A 22,383-nucleotide genomic window follows, 5' to 3' on the forward strand; every position below is an offset into this window, starting at 1 on the left:
GTCGCTAAGGTGAGCGAACAACCCGATCTCGCCGAGGAGATTTCGATGACCAGCACCGTCCCTGCTACCGATGGCCAGCAGCGTCGTGGATTCGGCATCGACGTCGGGGGCAGTGGCATCAAGGGCGCGATCGTCGACCTGGACAGCGGGGCACTGATCGGCGACCGCATCAAGCTGCCGACCCCACAGCCGGCAACGCCCGCGGCAGTCGCCAAGACCATCGCCGAGGTCGTCGACGGATTCGGGTGGACCGGCCCACTCGGAGTGACCTATCCCGGCGTCGTCACCCACGGCATCGTGCAGACCGCCGCCAACGTGGACAAAGCCTGGATCGGAACCAATGCGCGCGACGTGATCAGCGCCGAACTCGACGGCCAGGACGTCACGATCCTCAACGACGCCGACGCGGCGGGACTCGCCGAGGAACGCTATGGGGCTGGCCAGGGCCATGCGGGTTTGGTCGTGCTGCTCACCTTCGGGACGGGGATCGGTTCGGCGGTCATCCACAACGGAAAACTCATACCCAACACCGAATTCGGTCACCTCGAGGTCGGCGGCAAGGAGGCTGAGCACCGGGCCGCGTCGTCGGTGAAGGAGAAAAACGGCTGGACCTACGAGAAGTGGACCCAACAGGTGACCCGGGTGCTGATCGCCATCGAGAACGCGATCTGGCCCGACCTGTTCATCGCCGGCGGTGGGATCAGCCGCAAGGCCGATAAATGGATGCATCTGCTGAAGAACCGGACCCCGGTCGTGGCCGCGACGTTGCAGAACACCGCCGGTATCGTGGGGGCGGCCATGGCCGCGACCGGGGACGTGACGCACTGATTTGCGGCGCTCGGCTGGTACGAGGTCCTGGTGAAGTTACAATGGTCGTCGGCGGCCGCCCAAACCGATAGCGCGCGATACTCACGCTGATATCAAACGCCGACATTCGACATAGCAGCACTTTCGGTCAAACATGCCCAGATCCACCGGAAGTGCGTCCGACCGAAGGGGTGTATGTGGCAGCGACGAAGGCTACTCCGGCGACCGATGAGCCGGTGAAACGCACAGCCACGAAGTCTCCCGCCAAACGCACGGCCGCGAAGGCCGCCAACGGCACCGCACCGGCCAAACGGGCTACCAAAACCGCCGCGTCGGACTCCGACGGCGCGGCGAGCGCGGCTCCGAAGAAGACTCGCGCCAAGGCCGCCGTGAAGGCTCCGGCTGCGCGCGGCGCCGCGAAATCCAAAGACGCCGACACCTCGTCCGACGCCGAAGTGACGTTGGAAGCTGCCGAGGAACTCGACACCGACATCGACGTCGAGCCCGGCGAAGATCTCGAAATCGATGCCGCCGATCTCGCTCTCGAGGACCTCGAGGACGACGAGACACCCGACGCCGAGGACGCCGACATCGATGCGGCCGACACCGAAGCCGACGCCGAAGACAGCGAGCCCGCCGCGGCCACCGAGTCCAGCGGGGCTGCCGGCGAGGACGAAGAGGAGATCGCCGAGCCCACCGAAAAGGACAAGGCCTCCGGCGATTTCGTCTGGGACGAGGACGAGTCCGAGGCGTTGCGGCAGGCACGCAAGGACGCCGAGCTCACCGCATCGGCCGACTCGGTGCGTGCCTACCTCAAGCAGATCGGCAAGGTGGCGCTGCTCAACGCCGAGGAAGAGGTCGAGCTGGCCAAGCGGATCGAGGCGGGCCTCTACGCGACGCAGCTGATGCTGGAACTGACCGACCGGGGCGAGAAGCTGCCCGCCGCGCAGCGCCGCGACATGATGTGGATCTGCCGCGACGGCGATCGCGCCAAGAACCATCTGCTGGAGGCCAACCTGCGTCTGGTGGTGTCGCTGGCCAAGCGCTACACCGGCCGCGGCATGGCGTTCCTGGACCTCATCCAGGAAGGCAACCTGGGCCTGATCCGCGCCGTGGAGAAGTTCGACTACACCAAGGGCTACAAGTTCTCCACCTACGCCACGTGGTGGATCCGGCAGGCCATCACCCGGGCGATGGCCGACCAGGCGCGCACCATCCGTATCCCGGTGCACATGGTCGAGGTCATCAACAAGCTCGGCCGCATCCAGCGCGAGCTGCTGCAGGACCTGGGCCGCGAGCCGACCCCGGAAGAGCTCGCCAAGGAAATGGACATCACCCCGGAGAAGGTGCTGGAGATCCAGCAGTACGCCCGGGAGCCGATCTCGCTGGACCAGACCATCGGCGACGAGGGCGACAGTCAGCTCGGTGACTTCATCGAGGACAGCGAGGCCGTGGTGGCCGTCGACGCCGTCTCATTCACGCTGTTGCAGGACCAGCTTCAGTCGGTGCTGGACACCCTGTCCGAGCGCGAAGCCGGCGTAGTGCGGTTGCGCTTCGGTCTGACCGACGGCCAGCCGCGCACTTTGGACGAGATCGGCCAGGTCTACGGCGTTACCCGCGAGCGGATCCGGCAGATCGAGTCCAAGACCATGTCCAAGCTGCGCCACCCCAGCCGCTCGCAGGTGCTGCGCGACTACCTGGACTAACCGGGAAAGTGCTCTGATCAGCGCATCGCACAGCGCTATCAGTCAAGATATCGGGGAAAGTCCGGTGCCCGGACTGAATGAGCCGAGGAGTCGTCATGGCTGCTGTGAACACCCCGTACGAACTGAGACTGAGCTGGAGCCCAGTCGGCAGGATGCCGGCGGTGGCAACCGGGGTGCACGGCTCGTATCACGTGATTGGAAACGGCCCCTACGAAGTGTTCTACCGGACCCGGCGCGGCCAGCAAGACTTGTCCGAGAAGATCGGCGCCCGCCTGAACGCCAGCGACGCCTACCAACTCTGCGTTGCCCACAATAAGGCCACTCTGCGCGTCCTGAGTCCGGTTGAGGCGCGCGCGCAGCGCCATGAACAACCTTGCACCGACTGCGGTCTCGTGCATGCCGGTGAGTGCTGACGCCTGGCGTAGAACTGGTGCGGGGCTTGGCCCGCAACCAGCGGAGCTAACCACCTGAAAGCCGAATTGCCAAGGGCTGCAATAAAACTCGTGCACATGTCGCCACCAGCACAAATACCGGAACCGGTCGGTGCGCGGTGATATGTGCCGTCGCTTCCGCACCCGGTCCTCTCGACTGCCGATGTTGAGCGCATCCTCGTGTCTCTTGCCGGTAAAGCATTGGTCCAGCCCACGGGACCGTCAGTACGTACTGTGACCAGATGGCAGCCACCCGCCGCAATGTTGCTTCCGAGTCCGACTTCGAATCGGTCGTCGGTTATTCGCGAGCGGTGCGCGTGGGCCAGCATGTCGCGGTTGCGGGGACGACGGGCAGTGGAGCCGGCGTGGCCGATCAAACCCGAGATGCGTTGCGTCGCATCGAGATTGCACTGCAACAGGCCGGTGCGACATTGGCCGACGTCGTCCGCACCCGCATTTATGTCACCGACATCTCCCGTTGGCGCGAAGTCGGCGACGTGCACGCACAGATCTTCGGCGAGGTCCAGCCGGCGGCCACCATGGTCGAGGTATCTGCGCTGATCGCGCCAGATCTGCTGGTGGAGATCGAGGCGGACGCCTACATCGAGCCATCGCCGGCGCCTAGCGGCGCAAACGAGCCGTCGGCACCTGGCCGGTAATCCTCGACCTTGAGCACCGCCGCGACCGGCAGCGGACCGTACAGATGGGGAAACAGCATCGACTCCGGGTCACTCGGCACGCCGGGCTCCCAGCGGACCGGCGAGTCCAGGGCGGCGGCGTCGAGGTAGAGCAGCACCAAGTCACGGCGACCGCTATATAGACGGTTCGCCGGCAGGTGCACCTGCGCCGCGGTCGACAAATGAACGAAGCCCTCCGCGGGCTCCGGAAGGATCGCGCCGTGCTCGCGGGCGGCCGCCCACTCCTGTTCGGAACACAAACGCACCAACAGTTTGTCGGAGTTTTCCAACATGACGATTACCCTGCCCGAATTCGGGGCAAATATGCGTGAGAAACGACACACCCAATAACGGTCGGGGAACAAGGCAAAAACTCCGAACGTCTGACAGAGTGAAATTACCGCCAGAACGGAGGAGCCATGAACGCAACTCTGACCAGCCCCGAGCTCACTCGCGCAGACCGCTGCGATCGCTGCGGTGCCGCGGCCCGGGTCCGCGCCAAGCTGCCTTCGGGAGCTGAGCTCCTCTTCTGCCAGCACCACGCCAACAAGCACGAAGCGAAGTTGGCCGAACTGGCGGCCGTGCTCGAAGTCAGCAGCCAGTAATTGCCGAGGAACTCGCCCGGCCCAATGTCGACCGGGCGAGGCCCTATCGGTAATGCTGGACGGGTATGAGCGACCAGGCCGCAAAACCGTCCCGCCACCACATCTGGCAAATCAGCCGTAGGACACTGTCCAAAGCCTGGGACGATTCGATATTTTCCGAATCAGCCGAAGCCGGCTTTTGGACCTGTCTCTCCACGCCGCCGCTGCTGTTGGGGATTCTGGGGACTTTGGCTTGGGTGGCGCCGCTTTTCGGCCCCGACACGTTGTCCTCCATCATCAAGAGCCTTCTGTCCACGGCCCGAAACTTCTTCTCCCCCAACGTCGTAGACCAGATCATCCAGCCGACCATCCGCGACATCACCGGAATCGCCGGGGGTGAGGTGGCATCGCTGGGATTCCTGATTTCGCTGTGGGCGGGCTCCTCGGCGATTTCGTCCTTCGTCGACGCGATCGTGGAAGCACACGACCAGACCCCGTTACGCCATCCCGTCCGGCAGCGCCTCTTTGCGCTGTTTATCTACATCGTGATGCTGCTGTTCGTCGTGGCGACTGCGCCCGTCGCGGTGGTCGGCCCCCGCAAGGTCAGCGAGCACATTCCCGAGGGCACGCAGAACCTGCTGCACTACGGCTACTACCCGGCGCTGATCCTCGGTCTGATGGCCGGAGTGACCGTGTTGTACCGAGTGGCGCTTCCGGTGCCGCTGCCCACCCACCGGCTGATACCCGGCACGGTGCTGGCCACGGTGGTGTTCGCGGTCGCGACCCTGGGACTGCGGTTCTACCTGAAGTGGATCGGCAGCACCGGCTACACCTACGGCGCCCTGGCCACACCGATCGCTTTCCTGCTGTTCGCGTTCTTCGGCGGGTTCTCCATCATGATCGGCGCCGAACTCAACGCGGCAATTCAGGAAGAGTGGCCGGCGCCGGCCACGCACGCGCACCGGCTGCGCACGTGGTTGGTCCGTCGCGGTTCCGCTATCGCCGGAAAGGACGAACCGGAACTGCCCAAGCCGAGCGCCGACCCGGATCCGGCTTCCGCGGAGACAAAAGCCTGATCAGCCCTTCTTGAGCCGGTCGTAGATCTGCTTGCAGTCCGGGCAGACCGGCGAACCCGGCTTAGCCGCCTTTGTCACGGGAAACACCTCTCCGCACAAGGCAACAACGTGATTACCCATGACCGCGCTCTCGGCGATCTTGTCCTTCTTGACGTAATGGAAGTACTTGGGTGTGTCGCTGCCGGTCCCGTCATCGGCGCGTTCGTCGGCGTCGGTGCGCTCAATCGTCTGGGTCTGCATGTCCTACATTCTGCCTCGCGGCCGGCGGCACCACACCGGAGAACCACTATCGGATTTCATGTGCCACAGTGGAGTGATGAAGCGCGGCCCCGAGCTGAGTTTCGACGACTTCGACGAACACGGTCGCCCGGTACTGATCACTGCTGCTGCACCCTCCTACGAGGTGCAGCACCGGGCGCGGGTGCGCAAATACCTGACGCTCATGTCGTTTCGGATCCCGGCGCTGATCCTGGCCGCAATCGCCTACGGGACCTGGCACAACGGCCTGATCTCACTTCTCATCGTGGCGGCGTCGATCCCGTTGCCATGGATGGCCGTGCTGATCGCCAACGACCGACCGCCGCGCAGCCCCGACGAGCCGCGACGCTTCGAAGGCACCGGGCGCCGGACACCGTTGTTCCCGACGGCCGAGCGGCCGGCACTGGAGCCTCGGCCGCACCCGGTGCGGCAACCGGAATGGCAGACGATCGACCCGGACAGTTCCGACTGAGCGCCTCCGCGGCGCCACTTCTCAGGACATTCTCAGGTCACCGCCGTATTCCCGCACGTCACAGCGTGTGAGATGGCTACCTCGTGGGAACTCTCGGTGCGGGCTTCTCGTTACAACACATGACAAGACAAGCCAATCGGGAGGGCGCAATGGCACATGCCACCACAGGCCGGTTTGACGGCGATTTGGATGCTCAGAGCCCAGCTGCAGACCTGGTGCGCGTATATCTGAACGGCATCGGCAAGACGGCGTTGCTCAACGCCGCCGACGAAGTCGAGTTGGCCAAGCGCATCGAGGCCGGGCTGTACGCCGAGCACCTGCTGGCAACCCGGAAGCGCCTCGGCGAGAACCGAAAACGCGATCTGGCAACCGTCGTTCGCGACGGGCAGGCGGCGCGCCGGCACCTGCTGGAAGCGAACCTGCGCCTGGTGGTTTCGCTGGCCAAGCGCTACACCGGTCGCGGTATGCCGTTGCTGGACCTCATCCAGGAAGGCAACCTGGGTCTCATCCGAGCGATGGAAAAGTTCGACTACACAAAGGGTTTCAAGTTCTCCACCTACGCCACCTGGTGGATCCGACAGGCGATCACCCGCGGCATGGCCGACCAGAGCCGCACCATCCGGCTGCCGGTCCACCTCGTGGAGCAGGTCAACAAGCTGGCGCGGATCAAGCGTGAGATGCACCAGAACCTGGGCCGTGAGGCCACCGACGAGGAACTCGCCGAAGAATCGGGCATCCCGGTCGAAAAGATCAACGACTTGCTGGAACACAGCCGCGACCCGGTCAGCCTGGACATGCCGGTCGGTTCGGAAGAGGAAGCGCCGCTTGGTGATTTCATCGAAGACGCCGAGGCGATGTCGGCCGAGAATGCGGTGATCGCCGAGCTGCTGCACACCGACATCCGCAGTGTGCTGGCCACTCTCGACGAGCGTGAGCATCAGGTGATCCGGCTGCGGTTCGGCTTGGACGACGGTCAGCCGCGCACGCTCGACCAGATCGGCAAGCTGTTCGGTCTGTCCCGGGAACGGGTCCGGCAGATCGAGCGCGACGTCATGTGCAAGCTGCGACACGGCGAGCGGGCCGACCGGTTACGGTCTTACGCCAGCTGAGGTGCGAATAGGCTAGCCAGACAAGCTTCACCGGAGACGGTGTGCCCGCCGCGAAATCGCGGCGGGCATACTGCTGCCGTGGGGCGTTTTGGACGAACCACTCGCAGGGCTGGCGAAGTAGACTCGGCGGCAACGGAGGATGGGCGAATGAACGACTTGGTTGACACCACCGAGATGTACCTGCGGACGATCTACGACCTCGAAGAAGAGGGCGTGACGCCGCTGCGTGCCCGGATCGCCGAACGCCTCGAACAAAGCGGTCCCACCGTCAGCCAGACCGTCTCCCGGATGGAACGCGACGGGCTGCTGCGGGTGGCCGGCGACCGTCATCTCGAACTCACCGACAAGGGCCGCGCACTGGCCGTCGCGGTGATGCGCAAGCACCGTCTGGCCGAGCGCCTGCTGGTGGACGTGATCGGGTTGCCGTGGGAAGAGGTGCACGCCGAAGCCTGCCGGTGGGAGCACGTGATGAGTGAGGACGTCGAACGTCGGCTGGTCCAGGTGCTCAACAATCCGACGACGTCCCCGTTCGGCAACCCCATCCCGGGACTTCTGGACCTCGGTGTCGGTCCCGAGTTCGGCGCCGAGGGCGCCAACCTGGTCCGGCTGACCGAACTGCCCGCCGGTTCGCCGGTCGCGGTCGTCGTCCGCCAGCTCACCGAGCATGTCCAGGGTGACATCGACCTGATCACCCGGCTCAAGGACGCCGGCGTGGTGCCCAACGCGCGCGTCACCGTCGAGACCGGTGTCGGAGGCGGCGTGACCATCGTCATCCCCGGCCACGAAAACGTCACCCTCCCGCACGAGATGGCGCACGCGGTCAAGGTCGAGAAGGTCTGACCCCCGTCACCCCGCGCGGCGGCCAAGCGGCTGGCGCGGTGGCAGCCGGACGCCGAGTCGCTCAGCCAGCCGGTAACCCGTACTCGCCAGTCGCTGAATGTCTTTGGGACGCAACCCCGACTGCAACGCCCTGTCCAGCATGCTCGCCATGCGATGGCTCGGGTCGCAGCGCAGCGCGGCGTCCAGCGATACCCCCGCCAGGGGTCCGTCGCCGCGCACGTAGGCGCTGAAAGCCAGCAGCACCAACGCCTCCACGCGCCACGGTTCGGGCAGCACCCGCGCCAGCACCGACCACAACGACTCGGCGGCATCAGCGCTCTCGGCGACAGCCAAGCCATACAGCGTGTCGCGGACCTGTACGTCGCTCAACGCGCAGCCCAGTTGCGCCACCTCGGCGTCCGACAGCGACTTACCGTCGGCGACGCGGGCCGCGGCGGCCATCGCGTTCTCCACGTCGCGTCGACAACAGCCGGTTGGGTCACTGTCGTGCGCTTCCGCGCGGGTGAGTGCCGCCTGCTCGACCGCGGGCACCAGAGCCGCGCTGCGCACGGGATCGGCCGCGATCACCGCCTGCAGGTCGGCCCGCCGCGGGTAGAGCCGCCGGCCATCCACCACCGCCGCGGCAGCCAGTGGTGAAGCCGACGGATCGTCGATCTCCCCACTCTCGCCGCAGAGCTCGACGCAGTGCCAGCGCCCACCGCGCACGATCTCGTCGACGACATGTGCCGAACGACGCTCGATGCCGTGCCGGCCCAACGCGTCGGTCAGCGCGTCGCACAGCCGGCGGTATCCGTCGTTGCACACCGAACAATGCGCGCCTTCCTGATCGACGACCACCAAGATCGCCCCGTCCGGCTCCGCCGCCGCCGCAACCTGCGCGAGGTGATCCACCTCGTCGATCAGGTCGTCGGACAGGTCGGCCCGTATCACCGAGCCGAGCCCGCCGCCCTCCAGGGAGACCAGCACCAGCGATTTTTCGGGCACGAACCCGAGGATGGCCGGCAGCGCCGCGATCAGGGCGGCGGGGCGAGTGAGCTGAAAGTTTTCTCGATGTTTCGTCATGCGGTCCACGCTGACGACCGGCACCGTCAGTTCGTGCTCGCGCAGCGTGATTCAGCCGCGTGCTTGTGGAGAAAGTCTCGACTGTGGGCTTTATCGTCTACTCATGACTTCGATGCGCGAGTACGACCTGGTCGTCATCGGCTCCGGTCCCGGCGGTCAAAAGGCCGCCATCGCCGCGGCCAAGCTGGGCAAGTCGGTGGCGATCGTCGAGCGCGGGCGCATGGTCGGCGGGGTCTGCGTGAACACCGGCACGATCCCGTCGAAAACACTGCGCGAGGCCGTCGTCTATCTCACCGGGATGAGCCAGCGCGAGCTGTACGGCGCCAGCTACCGGGTCAAGGACAAGATCACCCCGGCCGACCTGTTGGCGCGGACCCAGCACGTGATCGGCAAACAGGTCGACGTGGTGCGTTCGCAGCTGATGCGCAACCGGATCGACCTGGTCCTGGGCCATGGCCGCTTCGTGGACCCGCACACCGTCCTGGTGGAGGAGGACGCCCAGGGCGAGCGGGTGACGGTCAGCGGGGATTACATCGTCATCGCCACCGGCACCAAGCCGGTGCGCCCGTCTGGCGTGGAGTTCGACGAGCGACGGGTACTGGATTCCGACGGCATCCTCGATCTGCGGACGCTGCCGGCGTCCATGGTCGTCGTTGGTGCCGGCGTGATCGGCATCGAGTACGCCTCGATGTTCGCCGCCCTCGGCACCAAGGTCACCGTGGTGGAGAAGCGCGACACGATGCTGGACTTCTGCGACCCCGAGATCGTCGAAGCGCTGAAGTTCCATCTGCGCGACCTGGCGGTGACGTTCCGGTTCGGCGAGGAAGTGACAGCCGTCGACGTCGGCGCTTCGGGCACCGTCACCACGCTGGGCAGCGGCAAGCAGATCCCCGCCGAGACGGTGATGTACTCCGCCGGCCGGGAGGGCCAGACCGCGGACCTGGGCCTGGAGAACTCCGGACTCGAAACCGACAATCGCGGAAGGATTTTCGTCGACGACCAGTTCCAGACCAAAGTCGAACACATCTACGCGGTCGGAGACGTGATCGGCTTTCCGGCGCTGGCGGCGACCTCGATGGATCAGGGCCGGCTGGCCGCCTACCACGCGTTCGGTGAACCGACCGATGGCATCACCGCGCTGCAGCCCATCGGGATCTACTCGATACCGGAGATCTCCTATGTCGGCGCGACCGAGGTGGAACTGACCAAGAACTCGATCCCCTACGAGGTGGGTGTGTGCCGGTACCGCGAGCTGGCCCGCGGTCAGATAGCCGGCGACTCCTACGGCATGCTCAAGCTGCTGGTGTCCACTCGCGACCGCACGCTGCTCGGCGCGCACATCTTCGGCACCAGCGCCACCGAGATGGTGCACATCGGACAGGCCGTGATGGGTTGCGGCGGAACCGTGGACTACCTGGTCGACGCCGTGTTCAACTACCCCACGTTCTCGGAGGCCTACAAGGTCGCCGCGCTGGACGTGACCAACAAGATGCGGGCCCTCAGCCAGTTCCTGCGCTGATCAGCACCCGTCGTCGTAATCGGTCGGCGCCGTGTCACCGGCCCCGCCGGCCTCGGCACGGGCCAGCAACTGCGCGGTGCGTTCGTCGAACGGCGACGAGTACGACAGGTCTGCGGTGCAGCCCCCGCCTTCGAAACCGCCGACCACGCCGACGACCATAGAGCCGTGGACCCAGGGCGCGCCGCTGGTGCCACCGACCAGCCCCGCGCACGGCAGCGACGGGAAACCGCTCCCGGTGCGGCCCGAAGTGCCCTGGCAACCGACGGGCTCACCACCGGTCCCGGCGGGATAGCCGGTGACGCTTACCCCGGTGCCCGGGGCGGGGTCACTGCCCAAAGTCAGCGCGGCACCGGCCCGGCCTTCCAGCGTGCCGCGGGTGCCGCTTACCCGGGCGAAGGCGTAATCCGCGCGCGGGTCCCGACTGTCGAGCCAGCGCTCGTCGAAGTACACCGCCTCGACCGTCCAGGTGTCGGCGGGCCCGGCCGAACCGCGAAAACCCGGAACGAACGTCGTCTTCGCAGGCCCGAGCAGGCAGTGCGCGGCTGTCAACACAAGGTCACCGCCTTTGGCATGCACCACCGCACCGGTGCAGGTGTGCACGTTGCTGTCGCCCCGGAAAACGGCGCCGACGCGCGGGTCCGGTGTTACGGCTTCGTGGGCAGCGCACGACGCCGAGACCACCGCCAGGCCGACCACGACCGTCACTGCGCGCATGGCGTCCCATCATGCCCGATCGGATTTCCCAGCAAGCGAATAGAAAACCGTCCCAATGCGTTGATGGATGTGCCAGCAAATTGTGGCAGTCACGTCCGCACTTTCTACGGTGGGTGCGGTGTCGATTAGGCGAGACTGGTTAGGGCACCCTAGAGAGACCCATGAGCCCCCCGAAAGGAGGCACACTCATGTCCGATCATCCCGGCGAAGCTCAGGAATACCACCGCGGACAGCCAGGCATGTACGAGCTTGAGTTCCCCGCGCCGCAATTGTCGGCATCCGATGGCCGCGGCCCGGTTCTGGTGCACGCCTTGGAGGGTTTCTCCGACGCCGGTCACGCGATCCGGCTGGCCGCCGCTCACCTGAAGGCGGCGCTGGACACCGAGCTGGTCGCGTCCTTCGCGATAGACGAACTCCTGGACTACCGGTCCCGGCGGCCGCTGATGACGTTCAAGACCGACCACTTCACCAAGTACGACGATCCCGAACTGAACCTGTATGCGTTGCGCGACAGCGTCGGAACGCCGTTCCTGCTGTTGGCCGGGTTGGAACCGGACCTGAAGTGGGAACGTTTCATCAACGCGGTACGCCTGCTGGCCGAGCGACTCGGGGTGCGGCAGACGATCGGCCTGGGCACCGTCCCGATGGCCGTTCCGCACACCCGGCCCGTCACGATGACGGCGCACTCCAACAACGCCGAATTGATCGCCGACTTCACGCCGTGGATCTCCGAGATCCAGGTACCGGGCAGCGCGTCGAACCTGCTGGAGTACCGGATGGCGCAACACGGTCACGAGGTGGTCGGATTCACGGTCCACGTCCCGCACTACCTGACCCAGACCGATTACCCCGCCGCGGCGCAGGCCCTGCTGGAGCAGGTGGCCAAGACCGGATCGCTGGACCTGCCGGTGACGGCGCTGACCGAAGCGGCCGCGGAGATCCGGACCAAGATCGACGAACAGGTTCAGGCGAGCGCGGAGGTCGCTCAAGTGGTGAGCGCGCTTGAGCGCCAGTACGATGCGTTCATCGACGCTCAGGAAAACAGATCCCTGCTCGCCCGTGACGAGGATCTGCCCAGCGGAGACGAGCTCGGTGCGGAGTTCGAGCGCTTCCTGGCCCAGCAGGCCGAGAAAAAGCATGACGATCACGACCCTGGTTAGCCCCGGACGCCTTTGCAAGGCTCGATGACAAGGTTGGCGACATGACCGTGCGGACGCGCAATCTTCGCCCGGTGCGGGAAGTGACATCCCCGTCGCTGCAGTACCGCACCATCCACGGCTATAAGCGGGCGTTCCGCATCGCCGGGTCCGGTCCGGCGATCCTGCTGATCCACGGCATCGGTGACAACTCCACGACCTGGACCGGTGTCCACGCCAAGCTCGCCCAGCGGTTCACGGTCATCGCGCCGGATCTGTTGGGGCACGGCAAGTCTGACAAGCCGCGTGCCGACTACTCGGCGGCGGCGTACGCCAACGGCATGCGTGACCTGCTCAGCGTGCTGGACGTCGAGCGGGTCACCATCATCGGTCATTCCCTCGGTGGCGGGGTGGCGATGCAGTTCGCCTATCAGTTCCCCCACCTGGTCGAGCGACTGGTCCTGGTCGGCGCCGGCGGCGTCACCAAGGACGTCAACATCGCGCTGCGGTTCGCCTCGTTGCCGATGGGTGCCGAAGCGCTGGCGTTATTGCGGCTGCCCTTGGTGCTGCCCGCGGTCCAGTTGCTGGGCCGGGTGGCCGGTTTGGCCATCGGTTCGACGGCCATCGGCCGGGATCTGCCCAACATGCTGCGGATCCTGGACGACTTGCCGGAACCAACAGCCTCGTCGGCGTTCACCCGCACCCTGCGTGCGGTCGTGGACTGGCGCGGTCAGATCGTCACCATGCTGGACCGATGTTATTTGACCCAGGCCGTCCCGGTGCTGATCATCTGGGGCCGCAGAGATTCGGTCATCCCCGTGCGGCACGCCTACCTGGCGCACGCCGCCATGCCGGGCTCCCAACTCGAAATCTTCGAGGACGCAGCCCATTTCCCGTTTCACGACGACCCGGCTCGGTTCCTCGATCTCGTGCAGAGCTTCATCGACACCACCGCACCCCCCGACCACGACCAGGCCGCGCTGCGCGAACTACTCCGCAGCGGTGGCGGCGAAGCGACGGTCTCCGGGCCCGCCGACACCCGGCTGGCCGTGCTAAACGCCATAGGGGCCGACGAACGCAGCGCCACCTGAATCACGGCCGTCGACGTTGAGGTCTCAGGACTGTCGGCGCAACGTCGCGGACAGGTGGTGCTGGAGGCGTTGGCCGACAGCGGCCATGCGCAGCGAGTAGGACAGCTCGTTGCCGTCGACCCGGACCGACCGGGCCAGTGCCGACACTTCTTTGGCAGTCGGGGTCATTCCGACATCGGTTGTGGCCAAGTCGATTTCGACGACGCCGTCGCGCACCGAGTAGCTGCCGCCTTCGATCTCGGTGATGCCGCTGGGATGGGCAACCACCAGTTCCAGGTGGCCCTGTCGCGGCACTCGAAGATAGCCCGTCTCGGCGTGCAGCGGTTTGCCGTCGGCGACGGCTTTCGTTTTCTGTCCATAGCTCAGGAAAGGCTTGCCCACGTGGGAGAAGACGACCTCTTCGAAGTATTCGAACGACTCGATGGTCGGGTACTCCCCCGCCCCACGCCCCGCCCAGGTACCCAGCAGCGGCGCCAGCGCAGCGACGTCGGGATGAAGTTGGGCGGCCATCGGTCGGAAGACGCCGTTCAGCCCGGGGCCGATACGTTGCGGTGCGCGCGCAGCGCCTCGATCTCGCGTTCGAAATCGTCGGCTGAGGAAAAGGACCGGTACACCGAGGCGAAGCGCAGGTAGGCGACTTCGTCGAGTTCGCGCAACGGACCCAGGATGGCCAGCCCGACCTCATGGCTGGGGACCTCCGGCCCGGCGGCCCGCACCGCGTCTTCCACCTGTTGGGCGAGCAGGTTCAGCGCGTCGTCGTCGACCTGGCGCCCCTGGCAGGCGCGGCGCACACCACTGATCACTTTCTCCCGGCTGAACGGCTCGGTGACGCCGCTGCGCTTGACCACTGCGAGCACCGCGGTCTCGACGGTGGTGAAGCGGCGTCCGCATTCCGGACACGACCGGCGACGGCGAATTGCCTGGCCTTCATCGGTTTCCCGGGAGTCAATGACCCGGGAATCGGGATGCCGGCAGAAAGGGCAGTGCAATGGCCGCTCCTTTGCCACGCCGTGACGTCCGGATAACAGAACACCCCGAGAGTACCCGCGCGACCTGCCGAGCCCGGGTTGCGGCCGGTCAGCCGACCGGTGCGATCAGGGTCTGGCCTGCGGTCACCGCGCTGGAGTCCAGCGCGTTGAGGTCACGGATGCGTTCGACGACGTCGCGCACGGGTGCGCCCGGCGCCACGCGGACCGCGAGATCCTGCAGAGACTCGCCCGGCTCGACCCGCACCACCGCCAGCGCGGCGGGCACCTGCGGCGCCGCCTCGACCGATTCGCCGTGGACCATGCTGCCGAAGTTGGCCATCAGCCCTAACCAGAGGGTGATGACACCGGCGGCCAGGGCCAGCCCGATCGTGGTTGCCACACTGACCGGCCGTCTGCGGTGGACAACGGTCGACCTCGCGACACCGGTGCCGTAGTAGCGCATCGGCGCGCCCGCCGGGCGCGACGGGCCCGGCCTGTTCGACCGTGGCTGACCGGACCGATAGGAGGGAAACTCGCGAATCGGCCTGTTCAGAGGCCTGTTCAACGGGCTCTGCGCGTTGCTGGCGCGATGCGGACCCGCGTAGATGAGTGTCATGCCGTTTCCCTCCGGTCGACTACTTATCGCTCGTGTGTTCGACACTAGTCGCTCATGTGTTCGACAACCGAACATTTGAGCGAGCGTGTCGCACGAGCAAAACCGTAGACCTCACCACCGACAAGTTTTTTGTCGGTGCAACCAGCTGGTGACTTTCAGATACCCGGTACGCGCCGAAGTTACACACTTGTGATTCATTTTGTTTCCGCAGATCGGCGGCCCTCGACGGCGCGACGACACGCCGGTCGAACACATGTTTGATTCTTGGACGGAGTGGGGTTACATTCAGTGCCATGAGCGACAGCAACGACACCCCGGCCGATGCGACGCTGACTGACCGACAGCGAACAATCCTGGACGTCATCCGCGCGTCGGTGACCACCCGCGGATATCCGCCGAGCATCCGGGAGATCGGTGATGCCGTCGGTCTGACGTCGACGTCCTCGGTGGCACACCAACTGCGCACCCTGGAGCGCAAGGGCTACTTGCGGCGGGACCCGAACCGCCCGCGTGCTGTCGACGTGCGCAGCGCCGACGACACGGTGACGCCTCCGCTCACCGATGTAGCGGGTTCGGATGCGTTGCCGGAGCCGACTTTCGTCCCAGTGCTGGGACGCATCGCCGCCGGCGGGCCGATCCTGGCCGAGGAGGCCGTCGAGGACGTCTTCCCCCTACCCCGCGAGCTGGTCGGCGAAGGGACGCTGTTCCTGCTCAAGGTCGTCGGTGAGTCCATGGTCGAAGCCGCCATCTGCGATGGGGACTGGGTGGTGGTGCGCCAGCAGAACGTCGCCGACAACGGCGACATCGTCGCGGCGATGATCGACGGCGAGGCCACCGTCAAGACATTCAAGCGGGCCGGCGGTCAGGTGTGGCTGATGCCGCACAACCCGGCATTCGACCCGATTCCCGGCAACGACGCGATCGTGCTGGGCAAGGTGGTCACCGTCATCCGCAAGGTGTAGCCGCCGGCGTCAGTCGGCCCGGACGAAACCGTTGGCGCGCGCGGCGTCCTCGTTGGCGAACCAGATCTCGGCCAGTGTGTCGTGATAGAGCGCGCTGTTGGGCGTGTAATACAGACCGAACCGGGCGCTGGCCTTGATCGGATAGCCGTCCGGGGCCCGGTAGGGGTCGTCGTCGAGCGGCAGGTGGATCGTCGGACGCACCGCGGCGCTGCCGGCCGGTGCCGCCGCCGGCGCCTCGGCCTGCGGAGCCGCTCCGAACGGCGTGCCGGCTTCGGCGGCGTAGCCGGCCGGGTCCGCGGCCGCATGCCGTCCCGTTCTCGCCTCGGGCACCGGATCGGTGTCCGGTGGCGACGCCAGGTCGGGTGACTCGCCTTCCGCGTCGTCCCTGAGTTCGTCTTGCGGGTAGCGGGCCCCCGCATATTCGTCGAGGTATGGCTCGTCCGGCTCGATTTCCGGGATCTCCGGAACTTCCGGGATTTCCGGCTCTTCCCGGGAGTGCGGCACTTCGGGGACGTCCGCGTCCGGCACGTACGTCGGTGGCGCCGAGAGTTCGGGCACGTAGTCCTCCGGCCCTACCCGTTCCGGAACCCGCGGCTCCTCCTCGAAAGGTTCCCCGTAGCCCTCGTGCGACACCACCGGGATGGGCGTGGTGCCCACCGCGTCGGGGTCCTCGTCGTACTCCTCATACGAGGACGAGTCGTAGCTCTCGTCGGCATCGTGGGTGAATTCGTCGTCGTCGGCGTCCTGCTCGACCGGGAGGACCGCCGTCGCCCCACCCCGGGACCAGCTGACCCGGGCTCCCGAGCCGGCGTCGGGATGGTCCTCGACGTGCTGGTCGTGCTCGTCGGCCGGGGGGAACCGCTCAGAACCGTAATCGATGTCCTCGCGCGGCCAGCGCCCTTCCGCGCCGGGGTCATAGTCCACACCGGCGTTGCGGTCCGGGTCCGGGTCGAAGACGGGTGCATCGGGACCCGCGGCGCGGCGCCTGCGCAGACCCAACACCACCAACACGCACATCAGGACCAGCAACAGCACCGGCACGGCCGCGATCAGCCACCACCAGTGGAAGGTGAACTTCTTGCCCGCCGGGGGTGAGGCCGAATTGCTGGGCTGATTCTGTCCCGAAACCTGGAGTCCGGACAGCAGCGGCGCCAGATTCGCCGGATCGGTGCTGAAGGTGTTCTTGGCGCGGTTCCAGGAGATCTTGCCGCCGGTGAACTTCTGCGACACCACGTCACCGTCCACCGTCTGGTCAGCCACCGGCGCACCGAGTTTGCCGGTGGCGCCCTTGAGCTTGTCCCACGCGGCCTTCATGGCCCCGCGCACGACGAAGGCGCCGTGGTCGGGGGTCCAGAAGATCACCGGCTTGTCCGCCGCGGAGAACGTCGCGACGCGGCTGGCTGGAGTGATCCCGCCGTCTGCCTCGTTGGCGACGGGGAAGCCCAGATCGCTGCTGACCGGCCCGCCCAGCGCCTCATACTTCTGCAGGATCGGTCCCTCGACGGCGTTGGCGCCGGTCGCCGGGCTGAAGAAGATCTTGCCGCCGTTGAAGTCCTGAGCGACGCCGTCGCCGCCGATCGGGTACTGGTTGCCCTTCTTGGCGCCCAGCGGCCCGTTGGCGCCGCCGGCGGCACGCCAGGACATGTTGATGGCGGCGGTGGGGTCGATCGCCACCTGCAGCCCCTTGAGCTGCTCGGCCAGGCCCGGCGGATTGGTGCTGAACTCCTTGGTCTTGCGGTTCCAGGACACCTCACCACCGGTGAACTTCTGCGAAGTCACCTCGGCGTCATAGGTCTCGTCGCCGATCGGGGCGCCCAGCACCCCGCCCGAGCTGCCCAGCTTGTCCCAGGCGGCGTTGAGCGCGCCACGCACCACGAACGCGCCGTGGTCGGGCGTCCAGAAGATCACCGGGTTGTCGCTGGCTGCGAACGTGCTGACGCGGCTGTCCGGTCCGGCGAGGCCCGGAACTTCGTTGATGGACGGAAATCCCAGGTCGCTGCCCGCCGGTCCGCCCAAAGATTCGTACTTGTCCAGAATGGGGCCGAACATGAACTTGGCGCCGGTAGCCGGCGTGAAGTACATCTTGCCGCCGTCGAAGTCCAGCGCGAATCCGTCGCCCACGGGATAGACGTCGCCCTTCCGGGCGCCCAGCGTGGACGTGTCGCCGCCGGCCTTCTCCCACGCGGCCATCATGGCCGCCTCGGCGTCGCCGATCGGAGACGCCGACGCTGTCGGCGCCAGCAGCGTGACGGCCAACGCGCCAGCCGCCAAGCCCAGCAGCGCCCGCCCGACCAGCTTGCTCAAATGACCTCTCCGCCCGTTCACCAAGCCTCCCAGCTGATGCCCTGCCCACCCGGCGAGCCGGCGGATCCACCGCCGTGGGCCGTTCCCCAGCTACGAATCGCATCGCGGCCGGGCTCGCATAACTTTGCTCTAGCGAACGAGAAATGCGAAGTCAAATTGTAGATACTACGGAAACGGATATCGACCCGATGTCGAAATGATGCGGTGCTGCGTCCGTGTCGCGAGAAATCCCGGAGCCGGCTGAGGGTCCTGCGGATCGTCGCCGACGGTCCGGCAAATTCTCTACCGTAGCGGGACAAAGCCCAGCTCACGACGGCCCTGCACACCGGGCAACGGAATGCACCTCGTCCCCGTCAACGCACGCGCTACGCACGCACCGACGTTACGTCAGGACTCGATCCCGTCAACGTTGTGCATCGGGTCCGTACGCGATGTGTCCGGCGGACGAACAACGCGAGGCGGCCTCGGTCAGACGCCCAGGCTGCGGCCGATGATCTCCTTCATGATCTCGGTCGTCCCGCCGTAGATGGTCTGCACCCGAGCGTCCAGATAGGCACGCGCGACGTTGTATTCGCGCATGTAGCCGTATCCGCCGTGCAGCTGCAGGCAGCGGTCGATCAGGTGGACCTGCTTCTCGGTGGAGTACCACTTGGCCATCGCGGCCTGCTCGGCGGTCAACTTGCCTTCCAGGTGCAGCGCCAGGAACTGGTCGACCATGATGCGCACCACGGTGGCCTCGGTGGCCAGCTCGGCCAGCAGGAAGCGGCTGTTCTGGAAGCTGCCGATCGGTTTGCGGAATGCCTTGCGCTCCTTGGTGTACTGCAAGGTCTCTTCCAGCACGGTCTCCATCGCCGTGGCGGCCATGACGGCGATGTTGATCCGCTCCTGCGGCAGGTTCTGCATCAGGTAGATGAACCCCATGCCTTCTTCGCCGAGCAGGTTCTCCGCCGGCACCTTGACGTCGGTGAACGACAGCTCGGCGGTGTCCTGGGCGTCCAGGCCGATCTTGTCCAGGTGGCGGCCCCGCTCGAAGCCCTCCATGCCCCGTTCGACGACCAGCAAGCTGAACCCCTGAGCACCCTTGTCGGGGTCGGTCTGGGCCACCACGATCACCAGGTCGGAGTTGATCCCGTTGGTGATGAACGTCTTCGCGCCGTTCAGTACGTAGTGATCGCCTTCTTTGACCGCTCGGGTCTTGATGCCCTGCAGGTCGCTGCCCGTTCCCGGCTCGGTCATCGCGATCGCGGTGATCAGTTCGCCGCTGCAGAACTTGGGCAACCAGCGCTGCTTCTGCTCGTCGGTGGCCAGGTGCAACAGGTAGGGCGCGATGATGTCGTTGTGCAGGCCGAACCCGATGCCGCTGTAGCGGCCGCGGGTGGTTTCCTCGGTGACGATCGTGTTGTACCGGAAGTCGGGATTGCCCCCGCCGCCGTACTCCTCGGGCACCGCCATGCCGAGGAACCCTTGTTTGCCGGCCTCCAGCCACACCCCGCGGTCGACGATCTTGGCCTTCTCCCACTCCTCGTGGTAGGGCGCGACGTGACGATCCAGGAAGGTCCGGTAGGACTCCCGGAACAGATCGTGCTCGGGTTCGAACAGTGTGCGCTGGTATTTGACGGCACTACCCATGGATTACCTCCGGCGATGAAGTCTCTCCGCCCCAAGATATACCAACCGGGTGGTTGGTCGGCACGGGGACGCCGCTAGGCGCGCGGCGCGAACTCCTGCAGCGCGGCGGCCAGTGCGAACGGGACTCTGGCTTGGATCCGGGTGCCGTCCGCCTGGTGCTCGGCCTGCTGCACCCGTCCGTCGGAGTGCAGCCGGGCCACCAGATCACCGCGGTCGTAGGGGATCACCACGTCGATCGCGGTGTCGGTCGGCGCCGCGAGTTCGGCCATCCGCCGGCGCAGCGCGTCGATCCCCTCCCCGGTGCGAGCGGAGACGAAAACCGCGCCGGGCAGTTCGTGACGCAGCCTGGCCAGCATCAAATCGTCCGCCGCGTCGATCTTGTTCACCACCAGCAGTTCCGGCGCGGCATCGCCGTGATGATCCGCGATCACCTCCGAAACGACCTGCCGCACCGCGCTGATCTGCGCGAACGGGTTGACGTCGGAACCGTCGACCACGTGCACCAGCAGGTCGGCGTCCACCACCTCTTCCAACGTGGACCGGAACGCCTCCACCAGTTGGGTCGGCAGGTGCCGGACGAAGCCGACGGTGTCGGTGAGCACGAACGCCCGGCCGTCGTCCCATTCGGCGCGCCGGGTGGTGGGTTCCAGGGTGGCGAACAGCGCGTCCTGCACCAGGACGCCGGCTCCGGTCAGCGCGTTGAGCACGCTGGATTTCCCGGCGTTGGTGTAGCCGACGATGGCGATCGAGGGCATGTCGGCCTGCAACCGGCGACTGCGCTGAGTGTCGCGGACCTGCTTCATCGCCTTGATGTCACGACGCAGCTTGGCCATCCGCTCGCGGATGCGGCGCCGGTCGGTCTCGATCTTGGTCTCACCCGGACCGCGCAGGCCCACCCCGCCGCCGCTGCCGCCGGCGCGGCCACCGGCCTGGCGCGACATCGACTCACCCCAACCGCGCAGCCGCGGAAGCATGTACTCCATCTGCGCGAGCGCCACCTGCGCCTTGCCTTCCCGGCTGGTGGCGTGCTGGGCGAAGATGTCCAGAATCAGCGCGGTGCGGTCGATGACCTTGACCTTGACCGCCTTCTCCAACGCGGTCAACTGCGCCGGGGACAGCTCGCCGTCGCAGATCACCGTGTCGGCGCCGGTGGCCACCACCACTTCGCGCAGCTCCTGGGCCTTGCCCGAGCCGATGTAGGTGGACGGGTCGGGCCGGTCGCGGCGCTGGATGAGCCCTTCGAGCACCTCGGAGCCGGCGGTCTCGGCCAGGGCGGCCAGCTCGGCCATGCTGGCCTGGTTGTCGGACGCGCTGCCCTCGGTCCACACCCCGACCAGCACCACCCGTTCCAGCCGCAGCTGTCGGTACTCGACCTCGGAGACGTCGGTGAGTTCGGTCGACAGTCCGGCGACCCGGCGCAGCGCGGATCGATCCTCGAGGGCCAGCTCACCGACGCTGGGCAAGGATTCCGGTAGGCCCGTCTCGGGCGAATCTGGATAATTCATAAGCAATTTCGATGGTGGCACGTCGCGACGGCCGACGCACCCGAATATCAGGCTTGTGACGCCCACCAGCCGTCGTCGAGTTCCCCGCGCGCCACCAGTACCGAGGGCCCGCGCAGGAAACTGGTCGCGTCTGTGACGGTGACGAGGACGTCGCCGCCGGGCACCCGCACGGTGACTGTCCCGGTCTCGGCGTGCTCGGTGGCCAACGCCGCGACCGCGGCGGCCACCGTCCCGGTTCCGCAGGAGCGGGTCTCCCCCACCCCGCGTTCGTGCACCCGCATGCACACCACGCCCTGCGCGGGTGCGGTGAGAACCTCGACGTTGACGCCTTCGGGAAACTGCCGGCGGTCGAAGCTGACCGGCGCCGCGACGTCCAGCGCCGCCAGTTCCGCGGGGGTCAGCTGCGGGTCGACGCAGGCCAGGTGCGGGTTGCCCACGTCGACGGCCACGCCGGTGAATCGCCTGCCGCCCACCACCGCTTCGCCGCTGCCGAGCCGGTTGGCCTTGCCCATGTCGACGGTGACGTCGGCGTTGGACGCATCGACGCTGTGCATGGTGACCTGCCGCGGTCCGGCGAGTGACCCGACGACGAACTCGTTGCGCGACTCCAGCCCGCTGGCCCGCAGGTAGTGAGCGAAAACCCGCACACCGTTGCCGCACATCTGCGCGGTGGATCCGTCGGCGTTGCGGTAGTCCATGTACCAGTCGTCGGCGCGTACCCCGTCGGGCATCCGATCGAGCGCGCCGACGGTCAGCGCTGCTCCGGCTGTGGTGACCCGCAGGACTCCGTCGGCTCCCAAGCCCCGGCGCCGGTCGCATAACGCGGCGACCCGGGCAGCGGACAGGTCGGTCTCGGCCCGGACGTCGGGCAGCAGCACGAAGTCGTTCTGGGTGCCGTGGCCCTTGGCGAAGTGCAC

Annotated in this window: 24 protein-coding genes; 13 read left to right on the plus strand and 11 right to left on the minus strand. The window is 66.7% G+C overall.

The features are described 5' to 3' along the window. The first annotated feature begins 45 nt into the window (after positions 1-45). From ppgK to AC5Y46_RS06685, 4 genes are all read left to right on the plus strand, one after another. Positions 46-828 carry a polyphosphate--glucose phosphotransferase gene (ppgK, locus tag AC5Y46_RS06670; RefSeq protein ID WP_499946299.1) on the plus strand — a complete coding sequence of 261 codons (783 nt, stop codon included), beginning with the start codon at positions 46-48 and terminating at the stop codon, positions 826-828. 176 nt (positions 829-1,004) lie between these two features. Next, positions 1,005-2,513, plus strand: coding sequence for an RNA polymerase sigma factor (locus AC5Y46_RS06675; RefSeq protein WP_499946272.1), 1,509 nt, complete (start codon positions 1,005-1,007; stop codon positions 2,511-2,513). A gap of 95 nt (positions 2,514-2,608) precedes the next feature. After that, positions 2,609-2,926, plus strand: coding sequence for a hypothetical protein (locus tag AC5Y46_RS06680; protein WP_499946273.1), 318 nt, complete (start codon positions 2,609-2,611; stop codon positions 2,924-2,926). A 260-nt stretch (positions 2,927-3,186) separates the two neighbouring features. Then, on the plus strand, positions 3,187-3,603 hold the full coding sequence (locus AC5Y46_RS06685) for a RidA family protein (RefSeq protein ID WP_499946274.1): 417 nt from the start codon (positions 3,187-3,189) through the stop codon (positions 3,601-3,603). Here AC5Y46_RS06685 and AC5Y46_RS06690 read toward each other — a convergent pair. Beyond that, complete coding sequence (locus tag AC5Y46_RS06690) at positions 3,543-3,914, minus strand: DUF952 domain-containing protein (protein ID WP_499946275.1); 372 nt, start codon at positions 3,912-3,914, stop codon at positions 3,543-3,545. The genes AC5Y46_RS06685 and AC5Y46_RS06690 overlap by 61 nt on opposite strands. 126 nt (positions 3,915-4,040) lie before the next feature. On the opposite strand from AC5Y46_RS06690, the gene AC5Y46_RS06695 reads away from it, so the two are divergent. Then, positions 4,041-4,226, plus strand: coding sequence for a DUF7455 domain-containing protein (locus AC5Y46_RS06695; RefSeq protein ID WP_306241216.1), 186 nt, complete (start codon positions 4,041-4,043; stop codon positions 4,224-4,226). A 65-nt stretch (positions 4,227-4,291) separates the two neighbouring features. Beyond that, a complete protein-coding gene (locus AC5Y46_RS06700; protein ID WP_499946276.1) occupies positions 4,292-5,281 on the plus strand; it encodes a YihY/virulence factor BrkB family protein in 990 nt (329 codons plus the stop codon). On the opposite strand, the gene AC5Y46_RS06705 is transcribed toward AC5Y46_RS06700, so the two are convergent. Continuing rightward, positions 5,282-5,521 (minus strand): DUF3039 domain-containing protein, encoded by a 240-nt coding sequence (locus tag AC5Y46_RS06705; RefSeq protein WP_499946277.1) that lies wholly within the window; start codon positions 5,519-5,521, stop codon positions 5,282-5,284. Between the two features lie 58 nt (positions 5,522-5,579). Here AC5Y46_RS06705 and AC5Y46_RS06710 point away from each other — a divergent pair, with 58 nt between their 5' ends. The 3 genes from AC5Y46_RS06710 to ideR all read left to right on the plus strand — a co-directional run bounded on the left by AC5Y46_RS06710 (position 5,580) and on the right by ideR (position 7,960). Then, on the plus strand, positions 5,580-6,011 hold the full coding sequence (locus tag AC5Y46_RS06710; protein ID WP_499946278.1) for a DUF3099 domain-containing protein: 432 nt from the start codon (positions 5,580-5,582) through the stop codon (positions 6,009-6,011). 119 nt (positions 6,012-6,130) lie between these two features. Then, a complete protein-coding gene (gene sigB, locus AC5Y46_RS06715) occupies positions 6,131-7,120 on the plus strand; it encodes a sigma-70 family RNA polymerase sigma factor SigB (protein WP_499946279.1) in 990 nt (329 codons plus the stop codon). 147 nt (positions 7,121-7,267) lie between these two features. Continuing rightward, on the plus strand, positions 7,268-7,960 hold the full coding sequence (gene ideR, locus AC5Y46_RS06720) for an iron-dependent transcriptional regulator IdeR (protein ID WP_499946280.1): 693 nt from the start codon (positions 7,268-7,270) through the stop codon (positions 7,958-7,960). A 6-nt stretch (positions 7,961-7,966) separates the two neighbouring features. Here ideR and AC5Y46_RS06725 read toward each other — a convergent pair whose 3' ends face one another. Continuing rightward, on the minus strand, positions 7,967-9,022 hold the full coding sequence (locus AC5Y46_RS06725; protein WP_499946281.1) for a DUF4192 domain-containing protein: 1,056 nt from the start codon (positions 9,020-9,022) through the stop codon (positions 7,967-7,969). Positions 9,023-9,134: 112 nt separating this feature from the next. Here AC5Y46_RS06725 and sthA point away from each other — a divergent pair, with 112 nt between their 5' ends. Continuing rightward, the gene (sthA, locus tag AC5Y46_RS06730; protein WP_499946300.1) at positions 9,135-10,541 is read left to right on the plus strand and encodes a Si-specific NAD(P)(+) transhydrogenase; all 1,407 of its coding nucleotides are present in this window, start codon (positions 9,135-9,137) and stop codon (positions 10,539-10,541) included. Here the strand turns inward: sthA and AC5Y46_RS06735 are convergent, their stop codons facing one another. Continuing rightward, positions 10,542-11,255 (minus strand): trypsin-like serine peptidase, encoded by a 714-nt coding sequence (locus tag AC5Y46_RS06735; protein ID WP_499946282.1) that lies wholly within the window; start codon positions 11,253-11,255, stop codon positions 10,542-10,544. A 188-nt stretch (positions 11,256-11,443) separates the two neighbouring features. Here AC5Y46_RS06735 and AC5Y46_RS06740 point away from each other — a divergent pair, with 188 nt between their 5' ends. Both AC5Y46_RS06740 and AC5Y46_RS06745 read left to right on the plus strand, forming a co-directional pair. After that, positions 11,444-12,415, plus strand: a complete 972-nt coding sequence (locus AC5Y46_RS06740; protein ID WP_499946283.1) for a proteasome assembly chaperone family protein — start codon at positions 11,444-11,446, stop codon at positions 12,413-12,415. Positions 12,416-12,456: 41 nt separating this feature from the next. Continuing rightward, positions 12,457-13,482, plus strand: coding sequence for an alpha/beta fold hydrolase (locus tag AC5Y46_RS06745; protein ID WP_499946284.1), 1,026 nt, complete (start codon positions 12,457-12,459; stop codon positions 13,480-13,482). A gap of 24 nt (positions 13,483-13,506) precedes the next feature. Here the strand turns inward: AC5Y46_RS06745 and AC5Y46_RS06750 are convergent, their stop codons facing one another. The 3 genes from AC5Y46_RS06750 to AC5Y46_RS06760 form a co-directional block, all read right to left on the minus strand. Beyond that, positions 13,507-13,992 (minus strand): peroxynitrite isomerase, encoded by a 486-nt coding sequence (locus AC5Y46_RS06750; RefSeq protein WP_499946285.1) that lies wholly within the window; start codon positions 13,990-13,992, stop codon positions 13,507-13,509. 17 nt (positions 13,993-14,009) lie between these two features. Beyond that, positions 14,010-14,471, minus strand: a complete 462-nt coding sequence (gene nrdR, locus AC5Y46_RS06755) for a transcriptional regulator NrdR (protein ID WP_499946286.1) — start codon at positions 14,469-14,471, stop codon at positions 14,010-14,012. Positions 14,472-14,559: 88 nt separating this feature from the next. Then, positions 14,560-15,066 (minus strand): LysM peptidoglycan-binding domain-containing protein, encoded by a 507-nt coding sequence (locus tag AC5Y46_RS06760; RefSeq protein WP_499946287.1) that lies wholly within the window; start codon positions 15,064-15,066, stop codon positions 14,560-14,562. 293 nt (positions 15,067-15,359) lie between these two features. Between AC5Y46_RS06760 and lexA the strand changes: the two genes are divergently transcribed. Then, positions 15,360-16,028 (plus strand): transcriptional repressor LexA, encoded by a 669-nt coding sequence (gene lexA, locus AC5Y46_RS06765; RefSeq protein ID WP_499946288.1) that lies wholly within the window; start codon positions 15,360-15,362, stop codon positions 16,026-16,028. 9 nt (positions 16,029-16,037) lie between these two features. Here lexA and AC5Y46_RS06770 read toward each other — a convergent pair whose 3' ends face one another. The 4 genes from AC5Y46_RS06770 to dapF form a co-directional block, all read right to left on the minus strand. Beyond that, positions 16,038-18,353: an LGFP repeat-containing protein gene (locus tag AC5Y46_RS06770; protein ID WP_499946289.1), complete on the minus strand. Its 2,316-nt coding sequence runs from the start codon at positions 18,351-18,353 to the stop codon at positions 16,038-16,040. Between the two features lie 447 nt (positions 18,354-18,800). Further along, entirely contained in the window at positions 18,801-19,961 is a 1,161-nt protein-coding gene (locus tag AC5Y46_RS06775; RefSeq protein WP_499946290.1) for an acyl-CoA dehydrogenase family protein, read from the minus strand. 74 nt (positions 19,962-20,035) lie between these two features. Beyond that, positions 20,036-21,466 (minus strand): GTPase HflX, encoded by a 1,431-nt coding sequence (gene hflX, locus AC5Y46_RS06780; protein WP_499946291.1) that lies wholly within the window; start codon positions 21,464-21,466, stop codon positions 20,036-20,038. A gap of 47 nt (positions 21,467-21,513) precedes the next feature. Further along, on the minus strand, positions 21,514-22,383 hold the full coding sequence (dapF, locus tag AC5Y46_RS06785; protein WP_499990496.1) for a diaminopimelate epimerase: 870 nt from the start codon (positions 22,381-22,383) through the stop codon (positions 21,514-21,516).

The organism is Mycobacterium sp. NGS59 (assembly GCF_059812345.1).